Source organism: Maricaulis sp. (assembly GCF_030149515.1).
GTDB lineage: Bacteria > Pseudomonadota > Alphaproteobacteria > Caulobacterales > Maricaulaceae > Maricaulis.
Window position 1 is genome coordinate 63458 of record NZ_JASBRI010000013.1, and the last position, 15154, is coordinate 78611.

Consider the following 15154-nt stretch of genomic DNA (forward strand, 5'->3'; position numbering starts at 1 on the left):
CACTTCGTCGTGGCCTAAAGGCCATTCATGGGGCAAATCGGGTCACGCCCTATCCTGCGACCCCACCCGCCAGGGCGGATCGATCCGGTTTTCGCCGGCGTGATAGAGCTTGATCGGGTGGCCGTCGGGATCGTGCAGCAAGGCTTCGCGCCACAGCCAGCGTTCATCGCGTGGCGCATAGTCAAAGGCCATTCCCAGGGCCGCCAGTTCGCGGTGACGTGCATCGACATCCTCGCATTCCAGATAGATCACGGCCCCGGCGTGGATCGGCCCGGACTCGACGTGGATGGAGAAGGTGGTGTCGCCCTCCGGCGCGAGGAAACGGCTATAATGCGGGCTGTCGACCAGGAGGCGAAAGCCGAGCTTTTCATAGAAGGCTTTCGACCGCGGAATATCGCTGACCGGCAAGGTGATCTGGTTAAGGCGCATCGTCTCGGTCTTCCGGTCGCGGGTCGGCAATCTGATCCAGCGGCCGGATCAGCCGGTCCAGCGTCAGGTCCGACAGCAGGAAGGCCCATCCCTCCGCCGCCACATTCAGGGTCTCGGCGTCGGCCTGAGCGTCGTCGCTCAGCGCCGTCGCCGAGATGACGGCCCAGCGCGTATCGGCCAGGGCCATCACATCGACCGACACACGCAGCCCGCCGAATGTTTCCGCGGAATGATGCGCCACCACCTCGCCATTCAGGCGCTGGGCCGCGCGGACGTCGCGAAAGCGCACGCGCGCCAGCGCACTGGCCGGACCATTGCCCGCCGCCGCCGTGATCGGCCGCCATCCGGCCGGCTCCCGCAGGGCGAAATTGCGGATCGAGGGCGAGGCCCGTTCCAGCACGTAGGAAGGCCCCGTTTCCGGCGTAATGACGGTTCGCGCGATCGCATTCTGGCCGAGTTCGAGAAAGTCGAGGTCGAGCCAGTCGGCCGCATCCGCGATTTCCGGCAGGGCGGCTGCAGTCTCGCCCGGTTCGGCCGCATAGGTGCGGTCGCGCCCGGGGAAACGGACATAGATCTGACCTTCGCGTTCGCGGCCCAGCACGATGTCGGCCAGGACCGTCCCGTCTGAACCTGTCACCGTGACCCGTGTTCCCGCATCCTCACCTCCGGCAGCCAGGCCGAGCCTGGCGTGCTTGTCCGGATCGGAGGTGCGCGCTCCGGCATAGGTCAGCCGGGCAAGATAGGTATCCAGCTCGGCCAGGCGTCCGGTCTGCACCGGATGGTCGTCCCGGCTGGGCATGGCCCATCCCGCCGCCGTACGCTGCAGGCGAAAATGATCCCCCGCACTGTCGATCTCGATCGCTGCCGCCCGGGAAACCGCCTCCGGCCAGTTCGGCAGCACTGGGCCCGACACATCGGGCTGCCAGACCTGCCGGGCCTGGAACCAGGTGAGCGCCAGGGCGAGAACAAGCGCCAGCGCGGCCGCGCCTGCCGCTATGGCCAGATGATGCATGCGCTGGCGGTCCATCGGCCGGCTCATGGCGCTCTCCTGCGGCGGCGCACCACGGCACCGGCCAGCCCGGCCAGGATAACCAGGGCCGGCGGTACGCCAATGGTCCAGAATTGCAGACTGGCGTTCAACGCATCGATATCGCGGCGAAAATCACGTTCCACCGCGCGCAGCTCGGCGCGGGTTTCGGCGATCTGACGGCGCAGGCGTTCCGCCTCTTCGCGGCCGGCGGCATCGGATCCCGACAGAAAGGCCGACGCCCGCCCCGATCCCGTCAGCGTGTCCAGCCGGGCCTCGGCCTCCGCGATTTCCGCTTCCAGCGCGTTCTGGATTTCGACATAGCGCGCCTCGGCCTCGTCCCGCAGCCGCTCCACCCGTGTCATCGGCCGCAAGGAGGGTGTGCGGGAGCGCAGCCCTATGAGGGCGGGATCGCCCGCCGCCATGTCCACGAGATTCATCGCCAGGACCAGATTGTCGGCAACCAGGCTTTCGCCGGTCGCCGGATCGTTGCGGACGTAATAGGTATCGTCCAGCCAGTCGGCATCGGCGACAATGGTGATGTCGACCGGTGCCGGCGCGGTCTCCACATGATCGGCCGGACTGAACAGGATCTCGCCCGGCGGCGGACCGTCGGGGAAGGCGGTGTCCATCGCGCCGGAGACGCGGGCGGCCAGGACCAGCGGCTCCGGCGCCGTCCGGTAGTCGCGCAACAGCGCGTCGGGTCCCGGCGCACCGGCAGCGACATCGACGTCCAGAAGTGCGCCCTCGGCACTCGTAGTGACAAGCGGCGTGACCGAAACATGTTCCAGCCCGATCGCTTCCAGGCGCCCCGGCGAGCCGAAATTCACGCCAAGATCGAGCGTCGCCGTGGCTATGTCGGCATCCGACAGCTCCTCCGCCCCGGCAGAGAACCAGAGCGGATAGGCACGGCGGCGGGCGCGCCCGTCGCTCTCGACGATCTCGACCGGCAGGCCCAGCGCGCGGTCCATGGCGACGGTCTGCGGGTCGTAGGCCAGCCCCCAGCGCGCCGGCAGCGGACCAAGGTCGGAGGCGCGCCGGGCATTGATCGGAGGCAGACCGTCGGGGCCGGGACGCATCGCCATGTGGGCCAGCGGGTCGAGGAAGACAAGCACGCGGCCATGGGTCAGGGCATACTGGTCGACCAGGTAGAGCTGGCCCTGGGTCAACTCGCCCGGATGCAGGATCAGCAGGGCCTCAGCATCCGGCAGACTGTCGAAGTCGCGCTCGACCCAGATCAGCTCGTAAGCTCCCGCCAGCTCGCGCACGAACCGGTTTGGAGCCCCGTCCTCCGGCGAAATGGGCAGGCTGGTCAGAATCGCCAGGCGCGGCCGGGCCGGGCGTTCCAGATCGGCGAGCACCCGGGTGAGATCGTACTCCAGTCGCGCCTCGGAATCCTCCCGGAAGACGTCGATCACCGCCTCGTCATCGACGGAATTCCGGGCCACGAGGCCGAAATACAGGGACTCACCGCTCTCCCCCGGCACCGCCGTCAATCCCGCGGCCAGGGCCGCATCCTCGTCGGCGGAGAAGGGTTCGGGGTCGATCTCGACGAGGCGGATCAGGCCGCCTGACCGGTCCGCATAGGCCTGCAGCATTTCGCGAACCCGCGTCGCATAGGCGCGAATGGCCGGGTATTGCGCGGCCTCGGCGCGGGAATAGTAGAAGCGCCACTCCACCGGCTCCGCCAGCCGGTCCATCACGTCCAGCGTGCCCGGCGACAGCCGGTAGAGCCCGCCGGCCGTAAGATCGATGCGCCAGGACCGGAAGGCATGACCTGTGATCTGGTTGCCGGCCAGGAAGAGCACGATCAGGCTGATCACCATCAACGGCATGTAGAGGCTGCGCTTCATCGGCCACCCCCGCGCCGCTCGGCGATCAGGACGCCGGCAATCGTCAGCGAGACCACAATCAGGCCAAGAAAATAGACAAGGTCGGGCAGGCCGATCACGCCGTGACGAAAGGCGTTGTAGTGATCGAGCGCGCTCAGGCCCGCCACGAACTCGGACACTGCAGCAGGGGCATTCTGGCCCAGGGCCGAGAGCACAAAGGGAAGGCCGGCCATGGTCAGCAGGAAGGCCGCTCCGGTGCCCAGAACGAAGGCCACGACCTGATTGGCCGTCGTCGCCGATAGCGCCTGTCCTACGGCCAGATAGCCGCCTGCAAGCAGCAGCGTACCGAGATAGCCGGTCGCGATCGCGGCATTGTCGGGGCTGCCCAGATAGTTGACCGCAACCCACATCGGCATGGTCAGCACGAGCGCCAGGGCCGCCACGGACCACGCCGCCAGGAATTTTCCCGCCGCCGAAGCCCAGAGCGGAATCGGCAGGGCCATCAGGAATTCCAGGGTGCCACGGTCGCGCTCCTCGGCCCAGGACCGCATGGCCAGCGCCGGCATCAATACGACAAGGAGCCAGGGCAAATAGTCGAACAGGGGCGCCAGATCGGCCCTGTTGGTGTCGAAGAAGCGGCCGACATGGAAGGCAAAGGCCGGTGCCGTGAAGGCGAACACCGCCATGAAGACATAGGCCAGCGGCGTCAGGAAATAGGCAGCCAGCTCCCGCCGGTAGACCGCAAAAAGCGTGTGCATCAGGCGGCCGCCTCCGTTCCGGGGCGAGGCGCCGTGAGGGATCGGAACGCGTCCTCGATACGGCCCGCCGGAACGGTCTGGGCCAGTTCGCGTGGAGATCCGTCGAACAACAGCCGGCCATTCGCGATGACGATGGCACGGCTGCACACCGCAGGCACTTCCTCGAGTATGTGGGTCGATATGATGATCGCCTTGTCCGGCGCCATGTCGCGGATCAGCTGCCTCACACCGTCCTTCTGGTTCGGGTCCAGCCCGTCGGTGGGCTCATCGAGAACAAGAACAGGCGGATCGTGCGCGATCGCTGCGGCCAACGCTGCGCGGCGCTTGTACCCCTTCGACAGCGTGCCGATCGGCTGGTCGGCATAATCGCCCAGGCTGGCCCGATCCAGTGCCATCGCGTTTGCGCGTTTCAGCGCATCTCCAGCAAATCCCCGTGCGCGCAACGAGAACGCAACGAATGTGCGCGGTGTCATCGCCGGATAGGCCGGCGCGCCTTCCGGCAGATAGCCGAGCCGGCGCTGGGCCTCGAGACGATCGGCGATGCAGTCATAGCCGGCGATTGTCGCCTTGCCGCCGTCCGGTTCCAGACCGCCGGCGAGCATGCGCATCGTGGTCGTCTTGCCCGCCCCGTTGGGGCCGAGAAAACCCAGCACCTCGCCACGCTCCAGCGAGAAGCTGACATCGGCGACAGCGCGATGCGGTCCGAAATCCTTGATCAGACGGTCGGCAACCAGCATGGGCGAGCAGGTCTCACAAAGTGACGGTCCTAGCGTTAGCGCGGCTCGCACGGCTTGGCCAGAGCCAAGGCAAGTTATCATTTTCGTGAAAGAATCGGGTGCCGACCGGTTCGCCGCTCCGTGACCCGGGGGGGCTGGGGGGGCTGTCTATAACCAGGATCCGGAGCGTTGACGCGACCGGCCGACCTGGTGGACGGTGGCGCTGCGGTATGGCGGCAAGGTGCCGAGAATGTGGCCACTTTGCGGCACCGCGTGAAATGTTTGTAAGCTGAGCGGGATGATTCAACCCAGGGGAGAATGCGTGTGAAAGCCAATGCCCAAACCGCGAAAACGGCTGGACAGGCGGTCATGTGGGACAGGCGGGAACTGGATGCCATCCTCAGGCTGTACGGACAGTTCGTTGCGCGCGGAGAATGGAGGGACTACGCCATCGACGGGCTGAAGGACCGGGCCGTATTCTCGATTTACAGGCGGCACAGCGAAGTGCCGATGTATTCGGTAGTCAAGGCTCCGGCTGATGCCCACAAGCAGGGCATGTACCGGATCGTCGCCATGGGGGGGCAGATCCTCAAGCGCGGCCACGAACTGGCCCAGGTGCTGAAGATCTTCGACAAGAAGCGTTTCCACGTCATCGAGTAGGCACAAGAAAACCCCCGGAGCAAACTCCGGGGGGTTCTTGTTGTGGCCTTGTGGCGTCCGGAATTCACTCCCGGCTGCCGAGCAGCGACAGGATGATCTGGAACATGTTCACGAAGGCGATGTAGAGGTTCAGCGCGCCCATATTGGTGAGCACCGCCATGGAACGCTGGTCGCCGGCGATCTGATAGTAGGTCACTTTCAGCGCCTGGGTCTGCCAGGCCGTGACACCCGCCATGAGCAGCAGGATGCCGAACTGCAGCAGCAGTTCCAGACCGGCCGAATGGAAGAAGGCGAAGTTCAGGATGCCCAGGATGACGGCGCCGATAATGCCCATGAACAGGAAGCTCTGAATCGGCTGCAGGTTCATCTTCGTGGTGTAGCCGAACACCGACAGGCCCAGAAAGGCGCCCGCCGTGATGGTGAAGGCCTGCACGATCGTGGCCCAGCTGATCGCGAGCGTGCGTCCGCCCGCAGTGGTCACGCCTTCCGGTGCGGCACCTCCGGCCATGACCACCCAGACACTCAGTCCGGTGCCGATCAGCGCAACAATGGACCAGTAGAGAATGGCGCTGCCCGTGGGCGAGGGGTTACGCATGAAGAACATCGAGCCGAACAGGATGGCCAGCGGGCCCCACTGCACGACAAAGAGCAGCGGCGTACCCCAGACCAGGGCGGTGAGCGGTGTCACCGTGCCGACAGCATAGGCCAGGGCCGCCGAGATCAGGAGCCCCAGACCCATCTTGTTGTAGACGCCGAGCATGAATTTGCGCAGGCCGGCATCGACCGACATGTCCATGCTGGGCGCACCGGTATAGGTGCGGGAAAAATCGTTCATTGTCTGTGTCTCTTTCGACTGCATGAGCGCCCTTGCGGCGCTTTGCTGTACAATATCGGGGTCGCAGGACCAGTTGGCAAGGCGGGACGGCCAGCCGCCGAGTCCCTCCATCGGCGATTGCAAACCCCGGCCGAATTGGCCTAGGGCTCGCGCAAGCGGAGCCCGATCCATGACCCTTCGACTGTTCGCCGCCATCGCCGTGCCCGAGGAGATCAGGGCCGAACTTGTCCGTCTGCAAAAGGGCGTGCCGGGTGCGCGCTGGCGGCCGCCGGAGAATTTCCACATCACGCTGCGCTTCTTCGGCGAGATCGATGAGCGTGTGGCCGAGGACCTCGATGCCGAGCTGGCGAATATCCAGATGGCGTCCTTCCCGCTCCGGCTCAAGGGCGCCGGCTGGTTCGGAAAGGCCGATCCGCACGCCCTGTGGCTCGGCGTGGACACGCCGGAGCCACTGAACTGGCTGAACGACAAGTGTGAGCGGGCTGCCCGCCGGGCCGGGCTGAAGCCGGAACCGCGAAAGTTCCACCCGCACATGACAATCGCCTATTTGACCGGTTCGCCGGTCGACAAGGTCAACCGCTTCGTCCAGCGCACCGCCGATCTGGAAACCGAGGCCTGGCAGGTGACCCGTTTCAGTCTCTATTCCAGCTGGATCACGCGCGGCGCTGCCAACATCTACCAGGTTGAGGCCGACTATCCGCTGACCTGACCCTCAGGCCGGCCGCAGCCCGGCAATCAGCCCGTCAACGCCGGCCTCGACCATGTCGAGTACTGTCTCGAATTCACCGTCCGCACCATAATAGGGATCGGGCACATCGCGATGCGGCGTTTCCCCGGTCCAGTCCAACAGGCGCGACACAGCGCCCGCCGAACCGGGCGGCGCCATGCGGCGCAGGAATGCTTCATGCCCGGCATCGAGGGCAATGAGATGATCGAAGCACTGGAAATCCTCGATCGTCACCGCCCGCGCCCGCAGGGCGGTCAGATCATAGCCGCGATGCCGGGCAGCGGCCGCGGCGCGGGCGTCGGGCGCTTCGCCGGCGTGCCAGTCGCCCGTTCCGGCGGAATCGACGTCCCAGTCCAGTCCCTGTGCCGCAACGCGCGCACGCGCCACTGCTTCCGCGGTGGGTGAGCGGCAGATGTTCCCGGTGCACACAAAAAGTACCCGCATTACTCGGCTGCCAGGTCGAACGCGTCTTCCAGCACCGTCAACCGCCAGTCGCCGTCGATCCGGTAGAGCCAGAAGATATCGCCGTAGGCCGTGTCCGGCAGGCGCCCCTCGATGCAACCGCCATCCCGGGCGGCATCAGGGCCCGCGAACGCGCTCAGCCACAGGCATGTCGTATTGGAGTGTTCGGCCGCCAGGGTCCAGCGCACCGGTGACCCCTGTGTTTCGGCAAAGGCCGCACTGCGCTGCCGGGACACCGTTTCACCCGGCGTGCAGCCGGCCGTATATCCGTCAACCGCCTGGTGGGCAACGACTTCGACGCCGCCCGCAGCCGCCGTCAGCCGGGTCCGGCAGGCCGCACTCGCATAGGCCCGACCGACCGGGGCCTCGCCCAGAAGGTCTGCCAGGCGTGCCACCATGGCCTCGCCCTCCGGGCTGAGCGGACACTCCATACCATTGCAATCCGGGGAAATCTTGCGGGCATGCCGCACGACCAGGACATGCCGGTCTGCCGCTTCCAGAGCGGCGCGCACTTCGACCGGTGCTAGGGCGGACAATTGCGGGCGGTCATAAGGTGCGTCGGGCACGGGCTGCGCAACCAATAGTATCTCTGCCAGGACAGTCAGCAACATGTCAGTATCCCCTGATGGCGGTCGAAATCCCGGACCCGCAATTAGCAGGCGTCAGTCCTCGTCGGTGTCGGTCGGCTCGGTCTGGACAACCAGTCCGACCGAAACGGTCGTTCCCTGATCGGGAGCGCTGTCGAATTCCAGCCGGCCATCCATCAGCCGCGCCAGGCGCCAGCATATCGACAACCCCACCCCGGCCTCGGTACCGGTACGCAGGGCCGGTCCCTCGCGGACCTGGGCAAGCAAGTCCGGAGACATGCCGATCCCGGTATCGGTCACGGAAAACGTGATCCTCACATGCTCGCTGTCGATCGGATCGAACGCCGAGCGAATGACGACGGACCCGTGAGAGGTGAATTTCAACGCATTGGAGACAAGATGCGTCAGGATCTGTTTGATGCGGGCCGGGTCGCCGATCACGTTGATACCGTCGTCGGCAGAGCAGTCGCAGGACAGCGAAACGCCCTTCGCGCGGGCGAGAGGTTCGAACAGGGCCAGCACACCCTGTGCGATATCGGACGGTTGAAAGGGTTGCGAACGCAGCTCGACACGATTGTTTTCCAGCAGGGAGAGATCGAGCACATCGCTGATACGGCCCAGCATGGTCTGCGCGGACTGTTCAAGGGTACCAAGAAGCTTGCGCTGGTCGCGGTCCAGATCTGTGTTGGACAGTAGGCTCGCGAGGCCGAGGATACCGTTCAGGGGTGTGCGAAGTTCATGGCTGAGTCCGAGGAGAAACTCGGATTTGGAGCGCCGGTATTCGCGCTCGGCCCGGGCTTCGGTCTTGAGCTCGGCCTCGAGCGTATCGCGCGATGTCAGTTCATGAGCCAGGGCATCGGTCGAGCTTCGCAGGGACGTCAGGAAGCTGGCGAGTCGTTGAACCAGGGCGACGAAGCCGGTCAGCAGGAAGGCTGTGGCGGCGGCATCGGTGAACCAGCGGATACGCTCCTGGAAGACGCCGCTGATTTCGCTCACCCGGGGTTGGGGAAAGACAAAGGGCCCGCCCAGCATGATGGCCACGTCAATGAAGTGATAGAGCGCCCAGATCGCAATGCCGACCGTCAGGAGCTGTATGCCCCGCATGGCACCGGCAACGCGAAAGGCGTTGGCATTGCGCCACAGGTAAACGATCGCCACGATCGCCGCCGCCACGAACAGGATATCCAGCAAACTGGTCAACAGGACCGAGTGCATGCGTCACCCGCCCTTCAGGGAAACCCTTGATGCCACGACGCTAGACTGCCCCCCTTTACACAATCTTAACTCTCGCACGGCGAATGGCGAGAAGCGTTAACCCCGGAACGGGTTCTGTAAAGCGCTGAGCGGCCACAACGAATTTTTCATTCATCGCCCCCGGATGCCCGTTCAGTCATTGCGGCCAAGCCGGCGATTGCGCCGGGCCAGCAATTGCAGGCGAAGGGCGTTGAGGCGGATGAAGCCTTCCGCGTCCTTCTGATCGTAGACCTCGTCTTCCTCGAAGGTGACATGGGCCTGGGAATACAGCGAGTGTTCGGATGAGCGGCCGACCACATTGACCGACCCCTTGTAGAGCTTCAGGCGCACCTCACCGGTGACATGCTCCTGACTCTTGTCGATCGCCGCCTGCAGCATCTCGCGCTCGGGAGAGAACCAGAAGCCCTCGTAGAGGAGTTTGGCATAGCGCGGCATCAATTCGTCCTTGAGATGCGCAGCACCGCGGTCGAGTGCGAGTTGTTCGATGCCGCGATGGGCAGCCATCAGGATCGTGCCGCCGGGCGTCTCATAGATGCCCCGCGACTTCATGCCGACGAAACGGTTTTCCACAAGATCCAGGCGTCCGATGCCGTGCCTGCGGCCCAGCTCGTTGAGTTCTGTCAAGAGTGTGGCTGGAGACAGGGGCTTGCCGCCGATTGCCGTGGCATCGCCGCGCTCGAAGCTGATCGTGACGTATTCCGGCGTATCCGGGGCTTCGACCGGGTCGACCGTGCGCTGATAGACGATATCCGAGGCTTCCTCGGCCGGGTCCTCCAGCACCTTGCCCTCCGAGGAGGTGTGCCAGAGATTGGCATCCACCGAGAAGGGCGCCTCGCCGCGCTTGTCCTTGGCGACATGAATGCCGTGCTCTTCGGCATAGGCAATGAGCTTGGTGCGTGAATTGAGGTCCCATTCCCGCCAGGGCGCGATCACGCGCAGATCGGGATCGAGCGCATAGACGCCCAGCTCGAACCGGACCTGGTCATTGCCCTTGCCGGTCGCGCCATGCGCCACGGCATCGGCCCCCGTGGCATGGGCAATCTCGACCAGGCGTTTGGCGATCAGCGGCCGCGCGATCGAGGTTCCCAACAGGTAGAGGCCCTCATAGACAGCGTTGGCGCGCACCATCGGATAAACGTAATCGCGCACGAAATCCTCGCGCAGGTCCTCGATGAAGATCTCCGAAACACCGGCCGCTTCGGCCTTCCTGCGCGCCGGCTCCAGCTCTTCGCCCTGGCCCAGATCGGCGGTGAAGGTCACGACTTCTGCATCATAGTGGTCCTGCAGCCATTTCAGGATGACCGAGGTGTCGAGACCGCCGGAGTAGGCAAGAACGACCTTCTTGACCGGTTTTTTGGCTGGCATGGCGCACGTCCTTTTCGAGTTTTCCAGCGGGTAGCGCCTGATTCATGCCGGTGCAAGCGCTTCGTGCTCCGCAGCCGCTGCTGGACAGCGCCGCTGCGCATGCCATGCTCGCCGCATGTTTCGACCCGGCCTTTCCCGTTTCACCCGGTTTCGCGGCCGCCGCGCCCGTTTCGAGCATGACCGCGAAAGCGCCGATGCGATCAGGGCGCGCCTGCGCCGGCTCTGCCACACGGCGCGGAAGATGGGTGTCGGGACCACACGGCAACTGACGGAAGCCCTGCAACGCCAGGGCGTCGATCTCGACCTGCCCCGCCTCGCCGGTCTGGCCGCCTTGCTGGAAGGGCCGTCCCGTCCGCTCGCGCCGGACCTGTTTCCGGCCAACATGTCGGCTGACGCCGTACGCCTGGCCGAGCGGACCCTGGACGGGACACTGGCCATCGCGGATTTCGGTCACTTCGCCCACCGCGTCACCAACTTCTTCGCCTATGCCCGGGAGAACCGTCACGGAGCGCTGGCCGACTATATCCCGGAACTGACCCGCCAGAATCCCGACGCCTTCGGTCTCGCCCTGTGCTCGCTGGACGGGCAGCGGCTGCGCCTGGGCGATGCGGAAACGCCCTTCTGCCTGCAGTCGGTGGTGAAGCCCCTCAACTATGCTCTCGCACTCGCCCTGAACGGGGAAGGCCTGGTCCATCGCCACGTCGGACGTGAGCCGTCCGGCCGGCGCTTCAACGAACTGGCCCTGGATCCGGACAACCGGCCGCACAATCCCATGATCAATGCCGGCGCCATCATGTGTGCAGCCCTGATCCGGCCTTCGCAGGCCGCGGCAGCAAGAGCCGAGCTGGTGCGCCGGTTTGTGGCGTCGGCCGCAGGCGGGCGCGCATGCGGGTTCGACGAAATCGTCTACCGCTCCGAGGCGGAACACGCCACGCACAATCTCTCGCTCGTCAAGCTCATGGACGAGCATGACGCCTTTCCGGAGGGGACGGACACGGCCACCGCGCTGGACCTGTATTTTCGCACATGCGCGCTCACACTCGATTGCGATGGACTGGCCACCGTCGCGGCCATGCTGGCCAATGGCGGCGTATGTCCGCTGACCGGCCATCGCGTCGTCGACGGCCGCATCGTACGCAACACGCTGTCGCTCATGCTGACCTGCGGCATGTACGACTATTCCGGCGAATATGCGTTCACAGTCGGCCTGCCGGCCAAGTCCGGCGTATCCGGCGGGTTGATGATCGTCGTACCGGGCGTGGCCGGTTTCGCGTTGTGGTCACCCCGGCTCGACCGGCAGGGCAATTCGGTACGCGGCGTGGAATTCTCGCGGCGCCTCGTGGAGGACTACCCGTTTCACATCTTCGCCGGAGTGGCCACGGATTGACGGCCGAGGCGGGCTCGCCGCGCGACAGAGGAGCTGCCGGCGCCGGATGTCACCCTGTTTCCCGTCCTTCCCGCCGCCACTACAGCGCTGGCCCTGACGCCGCGCCCTCTACGGCCCCTCCGCCTCTGCCTTCGGCGGGGTTCGCCTGTCCTTGATCTTTTCCGGCAACTCGGCCTAGAAGACCGCCATGTCACGCACATCCGACCCCCGCCTCATTGTCGCGCTGGACACGCCGACGACCGACGAAGCCTGGGCCATAACCGAGGCCATTGGCGACGCCGTCAGCTTCTACAAGATCGGCCTCCAGCTTCTGCCTGTGGGCGGGATGGCACTGGGCAAGCGTCTCAAACAGGCCGGCAAGGACGTGTTCCTGGACTTTAAGCTGCACGACATTCCGGCGACGGTGGAGAAGGCCACGCGATCGATCACGACAGGCGGCGCCGACCTGTTGACCGTGCATGCGGAGCCACCGGTCATGCGGGCTGCTGTCGCCGGCCGGGACGACTCGCCGCTGCGCATTCTCGGCGTCACGGTGCTGACCAGCTATGACGACGCCATGCTGGCCGAAATGGGCTATGCCTTCGGCGCACGCGACCTGGTGCTTCGGCGCGTGGAACAGGCGCTGGAGTGTGGTGTCGACGGCGTTGTGGCCAGCGCTCACGAGGCCGCCGCAATCCGCCAGCGCTTCGGCGACGGCTTCCTGATCGTCACGCCGGGTATCCGGCCGGCCGGTGCGGAAACCGGCGACCAGAAGCGCGTGGCCACACCGGCCTCGGCGCTGGGGCAGGGGGCCACACATCTGGTCATCGGCCGTCCGGTCAATGCCGCACAGGACCCGGCCGCCGCCGCCCGTGCCATCGTGGCGGAGATGGCCGGTATTCCGCCGGTTGCAGCCTGATCTAGTTGTAGGGATAGGCCCGGGGAGGGCGGACGGCCGGTGCGTCGATCGCCCTGACCGTGCGGATGCGATGCCCCAGACCGGCAAAGCCTGTGCGCACTTCGCCGTCTGCCGCGATCAGAATGATGCCGCGATAGCTGTAGAGCGGCCGGTAGGGCCGTTCCACACCGCCCGCCAGGCTGGAGGCGAAGAAATTGTCGTCCAGCACTACGCGCGCGGGAGCGACGGCCGCCTCCGCCGGGCCGGAGTGGATCCGTTCCGCCACCGGCCGGGCCTGCGGGACCGGCCTCTCATTCCGCGGCGGCGCACCGGCAAGACGGGCCTCTGTCGGCGCGGGACGGGCACCAGGCGGCATCTGTGTGAAACGGCAGGGCGGCCCGGAATAGTCCCCGGCCAGAGCGAGTTCGATCTCTTCGGGCGTGCATTCCCGGTCCGGGCGCGCAAGCTGGGCCGTCGCGGCCGAACCGCTCAGCACGGCGCCGGTCAGGCCGGCCAGGGCAATTCTGCAAAACTGTGCCATCCCGGCACACTAGCGCAGGAATGTGGCAGCGCTAAGCGTCTGCGCGCCTCGGGCGAGCCGGGACGTTGCCGTTCAAACGGGACGCGCAATACCCTTGACCGACTCGAGCCATGCAACGGCTTCCTCACGTGTCCGGAAACCGCGCACCTGGAAATAGGGGCCCTTTTCGGTCAGCACTTCCCAGACCCGCACGAGCGCCGCCATCGCATCGAGTGTGTAGACATTGGCCGCATGGATGAATTCGCCGGGAATATGCTCGGCGTGCCACCTGTCCTGCACGCGCTTGAAAGCCTGCAAGGCTTCAAAATCGACATGGCCCGGCGCGAGTTCGCTCGTATAGGTGACCAAACGATTGTAGTGCGGTTTCCATTCCGGATGCGCCGCAAGCTGGTCCAGCATGCGCATGACCGCTTCCGCGGACAGCGCCCCCGACCAGATGATCTCGACAATTTCCCGCTCGTGGTCGAACCGGAAGCGGGCTGTCGCCGGCGTGTCAGAAATCACAGATGATACCCTTCTTCTCCCAATCGCCGAACCGGGTCGGTTCCGGTCCCTTGCGGCCGCCAAGCTCGACAGGCGTATCCTGCCCATCGGCCGCGGCACGCCGCGCCTCGGCCTCTTCCAGGGCCCGGCGGGCGGCCGGTGTCAGCGTCTTGCCCGGCGCCGCGTTGGCGGGGATCGGGGAGGCACCCGTCCCGTCTTGCCGTTCAGTCTGGGTCATACCATCTATCTAGTCCGCAGCGGCGTATTCGCCAATATCACGGGAGTGCTCGCAACACGATGACTGCCAATTCGCTTCGCACCTTTCTCCTGCTCGCCGGGATGACGGCGCTGTTCATGGGTATCGGATACCTGCTCGGCGGCCCGGCCGGGGCCCTGGTCGCGCTCGTCGCCGCCGCCGTCATGAACCTGTTTGCCTGGTGGAACTCCGCCGACATGGTGCTGCGCATGCATGGCGCCCGGGAAATCGGCCCGGACGAGCGTCATCCGCAACTGCGGCAGTATGCGGCGGACGTCGAGACGCTGGCCCGGCGGGCCGGCCTGCCGGTACCGCGCGTCTTCGTGATGGAGACCGATCAGCCCAATGCCTTCGCCACCGGCCGTGACCCGAACCACGCCGCCGTCGCCGCCACGACCGGCCTCCTGGCCCGGCTCGACCGGGAGGAGATCCAGGGTGTGATGGCACACGAGCTGGCGCATATAAGAAATCGCGACACCCTGACGATGACCGTTACGGCGACCCTGGCCGGCGCAATCGGCATGCTGGCCAATTTCGCCCTCTTCTTCGGCGGCAACAACCGAGCCGGCATCATTGGCACGATCGCCCTGATGATCTTTGCGCCGATGGCCGCGATGCTGGTGCAGAGTGCGATAAGCCGGGCCCGCGAATACGAGGCCGACCGTGTCGGCGCGGAAATCCTCGGCAAACCGATGGCACTGGCCAGCGCCCTGGAGAAAGTCGAGCGTACGGCGCGGCGAACGCTGAATGCCGGCGCGGAACGCAATCCAGCTACGGCGCACATGTTCATCATCAACCCGCTCAACGGGCAGAACATGGACAATCTCTTCTCCACCCACCCCGATACGGCCAACCGGATCGCCAAACTGCGCGAAATGGCCGGGGCGGCAGCTGCCGTTCGATCGGGTCCCTGGGCACCGCGCGGGCCTTGGGGATAGCGCGTGGCACGGGGATTAGA

18 protein-coding genes are annotated in these 15154 nt (G+C 65.7%); 5 read left to right on the forward strand and 13 right to left on the reverse strand.

Features of this window, described 5'->3' with window-relative positions:
- Positions 1-42 precede the first annotated feature (42 nt).
- Genes Q1U94_RS05535 through Q1U94_RS05555 form a run of 5 tightly spaced genes read right to left on the reverse strand, consistent with a single transcriptional unit; the run spans position 43 to position 4783 of the window.
- Complete coding sequence (locus Q1U94_RS05535; protein ID WP_300542571.1) at positions 43-429, reverse strand: VOC family protein; 387 nt, start codon at positions 427-429, stop codon at positions 43-45.
- Positions 419-1468: a DUF4340 domain-containing protein gene (locus tag Q1U94_RS05540; RefSeq protein ID WP_300542573.1), complete on the reverse strand. Its 1050-nt coding sequence runs from the start codon at positions 1466-1468 to the stop codon at positions 419-421. Before Q1U94_RS05540 ends, Q1U94_RS05535 begins: the two co-directional genes overlap by 11 nt.
- Positions 1465-3309, reverse strand: a complete 1845-nt coding sequence (locus Q1U94_RS05545) for a GldG family protein (RefSeq protein WP_300542574.1) — start codon at positions 3307-3309, stop codon at positions 1465-1467. Before Q1U94_RS05545 ends, Q1U94_RS05540 begins: the two co-directional genes overlap by 4 nt.
- Positions 3306-4046, reverse strand: a complete 741-nt coding sequence (locus Q1U94_RS05550) for an ABC transporter permease subunit (protein ID WP_300542576.1) — start codon at positions 4044-4046, stop codon at positions 3306-3308. The genes Q1U94_RS05545 and Q1U94_RS05550 overlap by 4 nt, the downstream gene beginning before the upstream one ends.
- Complete coding sequence (locus Q1U94_RS05555) at positions 4046-4783, reverse strand: ABC transporter ATP-binding protein (RefSeq protein ID WP_300542578.1); 738 nt, start codon at positions 4781-4783, stop codon at positions 4046-4048. Before Q1U94_RS05555 ends, Q1U94_RS05550 begins: the two co-directional genes overlap by 1 nt.
- 348 nt (positions 4784-5131) lie before the next feature.
- Here Q1U94_RS05555 and Q1U94_RS05560 point away from each other — a divergent pair, with 348 nt between their 5' ends.
- Entirely contained in the window at positions 5132-5422 is a 291-nt protein-coding gene (locus Q1U94_RS05560; RefSeq protein WP_366917265.1) for a DUF2794 domain-containing protein, read from the forward strand.
- A gap of 64 nt (positions 5423-5486) precedes the next feature.
- Here Q1U94_RS05560 and Q1U94_RS05565 read toward each other — a convergent pair whose 3' ends face one another.
- Positions 5487-6257, reverse strand: coding sequence for a Bax inhibitor-1/YccA family protein (locus tag Q1U94_RS05565; protein WP_300542580.1), 771 nt, complete (start codon positions 6255-6257; stop codon positions 5487-5489).
- Between the two features lie 169 nt (positions 6258-6426).
- On the opposite strand from Q1U94_RS05565, the gene thpR reads away from it, so the two are divergent.
- Positions 6427-6966, forward strand: coding sequence for an RNA 2',3'-cyclic phosphodiesterase (thpR, locus tag Q1U94_RS05570; protein WP_300542581.1), 540 nt, complete (start codon positions 6427-6429; stop codon positions 6964-6966).
- A gap of 3 nt (positions 6967-6969) precedes the next feature.
- On the opposite strand, the gene Q1U94_RS05575 is transcribed toward thpR, so the two are convergent.
- The 4 genes from Q1U94_RS05575 to Q1U94_RS05590 all read right to left on the reverse strand — a co-directional run bounded on the left by Q1U94_RS05575 (position 6970) and on the right by Q1U94_RS05590 (position 10652).
- Positions 6970-7428: a low molecular weight protein-tyrosine-phosphatase gene (locus Q1U94_RS05575; protein WP_300542583.1), complete on the reverse strand. Its 459-nt coding sequence runs from the start codon at positions 7426-7428 to the stop codon at positions 6970-6972.
- The gene (locus tag Q1U94_RS05580) at positions 7428-8057 is read right to left on the reverse strand and encodes a histidine phosphatase family protein (protein ID WP_300542584.1); all 630 of its coding nucleotides are present in this window, start codon (positions 8055-8057) and stop codon (positions 7428-7430) included. Before Q1U94_RS05580 ends, Q1U94_RS05575 begins: the two co-directional genes overlap by 1 nt.
- A gap of 51 nt (positions 8058-8108) precedes the next feature.
- A complete protein-coding gene (locus tag Q1U94_RS05585; protein ID WP_300542585.1) occupies positions 8109-9248 on the reverse strand; it encodes an ATP-binding protein in 1140 nt (379 codons plus the stop codon).
- 171 nt (positions 9249-9419) lie between these two features.
- Positions 9420-10652 carry an argininosuccinate synthase gene (locus tag Q1U94_RS05590; protein WP_300542587.1) on the reverse strand — a complete coding sequence of 411 codons (1233 nt, stop codon included), beginning with the start codon at positions 10650-10652 and terminating at the stop codon, positions 9420-9422.
- Positions 10653-10767: 115 nt separating this feature from the next.
- Here Q1U94_RS05590 and glsA point away from each other — a divergent pair, with 115 nt between their 5' ends.
- Both glsA and pyrF read left to right on the forward strand, forming a co-directional pair.
- Entirely contained in the window at positions 10768-12039 is a 1272-nt protein-coding gene (gene glsA, locus Q1U94_RS05595) for a glutaminase A (RefSeq protein ID WP_300542588.1), read from the forward strand.
- A gap of 187 nt (positions 12040-12226) precedes the next feature.
- A complete protein-coding gene (pyrF, locus tag Q1U94_RS05600) occupies positions 12227-12937 on the forward strand; it encodes an orotidine-5'-phosphate decarboxylase (RefSeq protein ID WP_300542589.1) in 711 nt (236 codons plus the stop codon).
- Position 12938: 1 nt separating this feature from the next.
- On the opposite strand, the gene Q1U94_RS05605 is transcribed toward pyrF, so the two are convergent.
- The 3 genes from Q1U94_RS05605 to Q1U94_RS05615 form a co-directional block, all read right to left on the reverse strand.
- On the reverse strand, positions 12939-13457 hold the full coding sequence (locus Q1U94_RS05605; protein WP_300542598.1) for a hypothetical protein: 519 nt from the start codon (positions 13455-13457) through the stop codon (positions 12939-12941).
- Positions 13458-13529: 72 nt separating this feature from the next.
- A complete protein-coding gene (locus Q1U94_RS05610; protein WP_300542599.1) occupies positions 13530-13961 on the reverse strand; it encodes a hypothetical protein in 432 nt (143 codons plus the stop codon).
- On the reverse strand, positions 13951-14178 hold the full coding sequence (locus tag Q1U94_RS05615; protein WP_300542600.1) for a DUF1674 domain-containing protein: 228 nt from the start codon (positions 14176-14178) through the stop codon (positions 13951-13953). Before Q1U94_RS05615 ends, Q1U94_RS05610 begins: the two co-directional genes overlap by 11 nt.
- Before the next feature lie 59 nt (positions 14179-14237).
- On the opposite strand from Q1U94_RS05615, the gene htpX reads away from it, so the two are divergent.
- On the forward strand, positions 14238-15134 hold the full coding sequence (gene htpX, locus Q1U94_RS05620; RefSeq protein WP_300542601.1) for a zinc metalloprotease HtpX: 897 nt from the start codon (positions 14238-14240) through the stop codon (positions 15132-15134).
- The last annotated feature ends 20 nt before the right edge of the window (positions 15135-15154 follow it).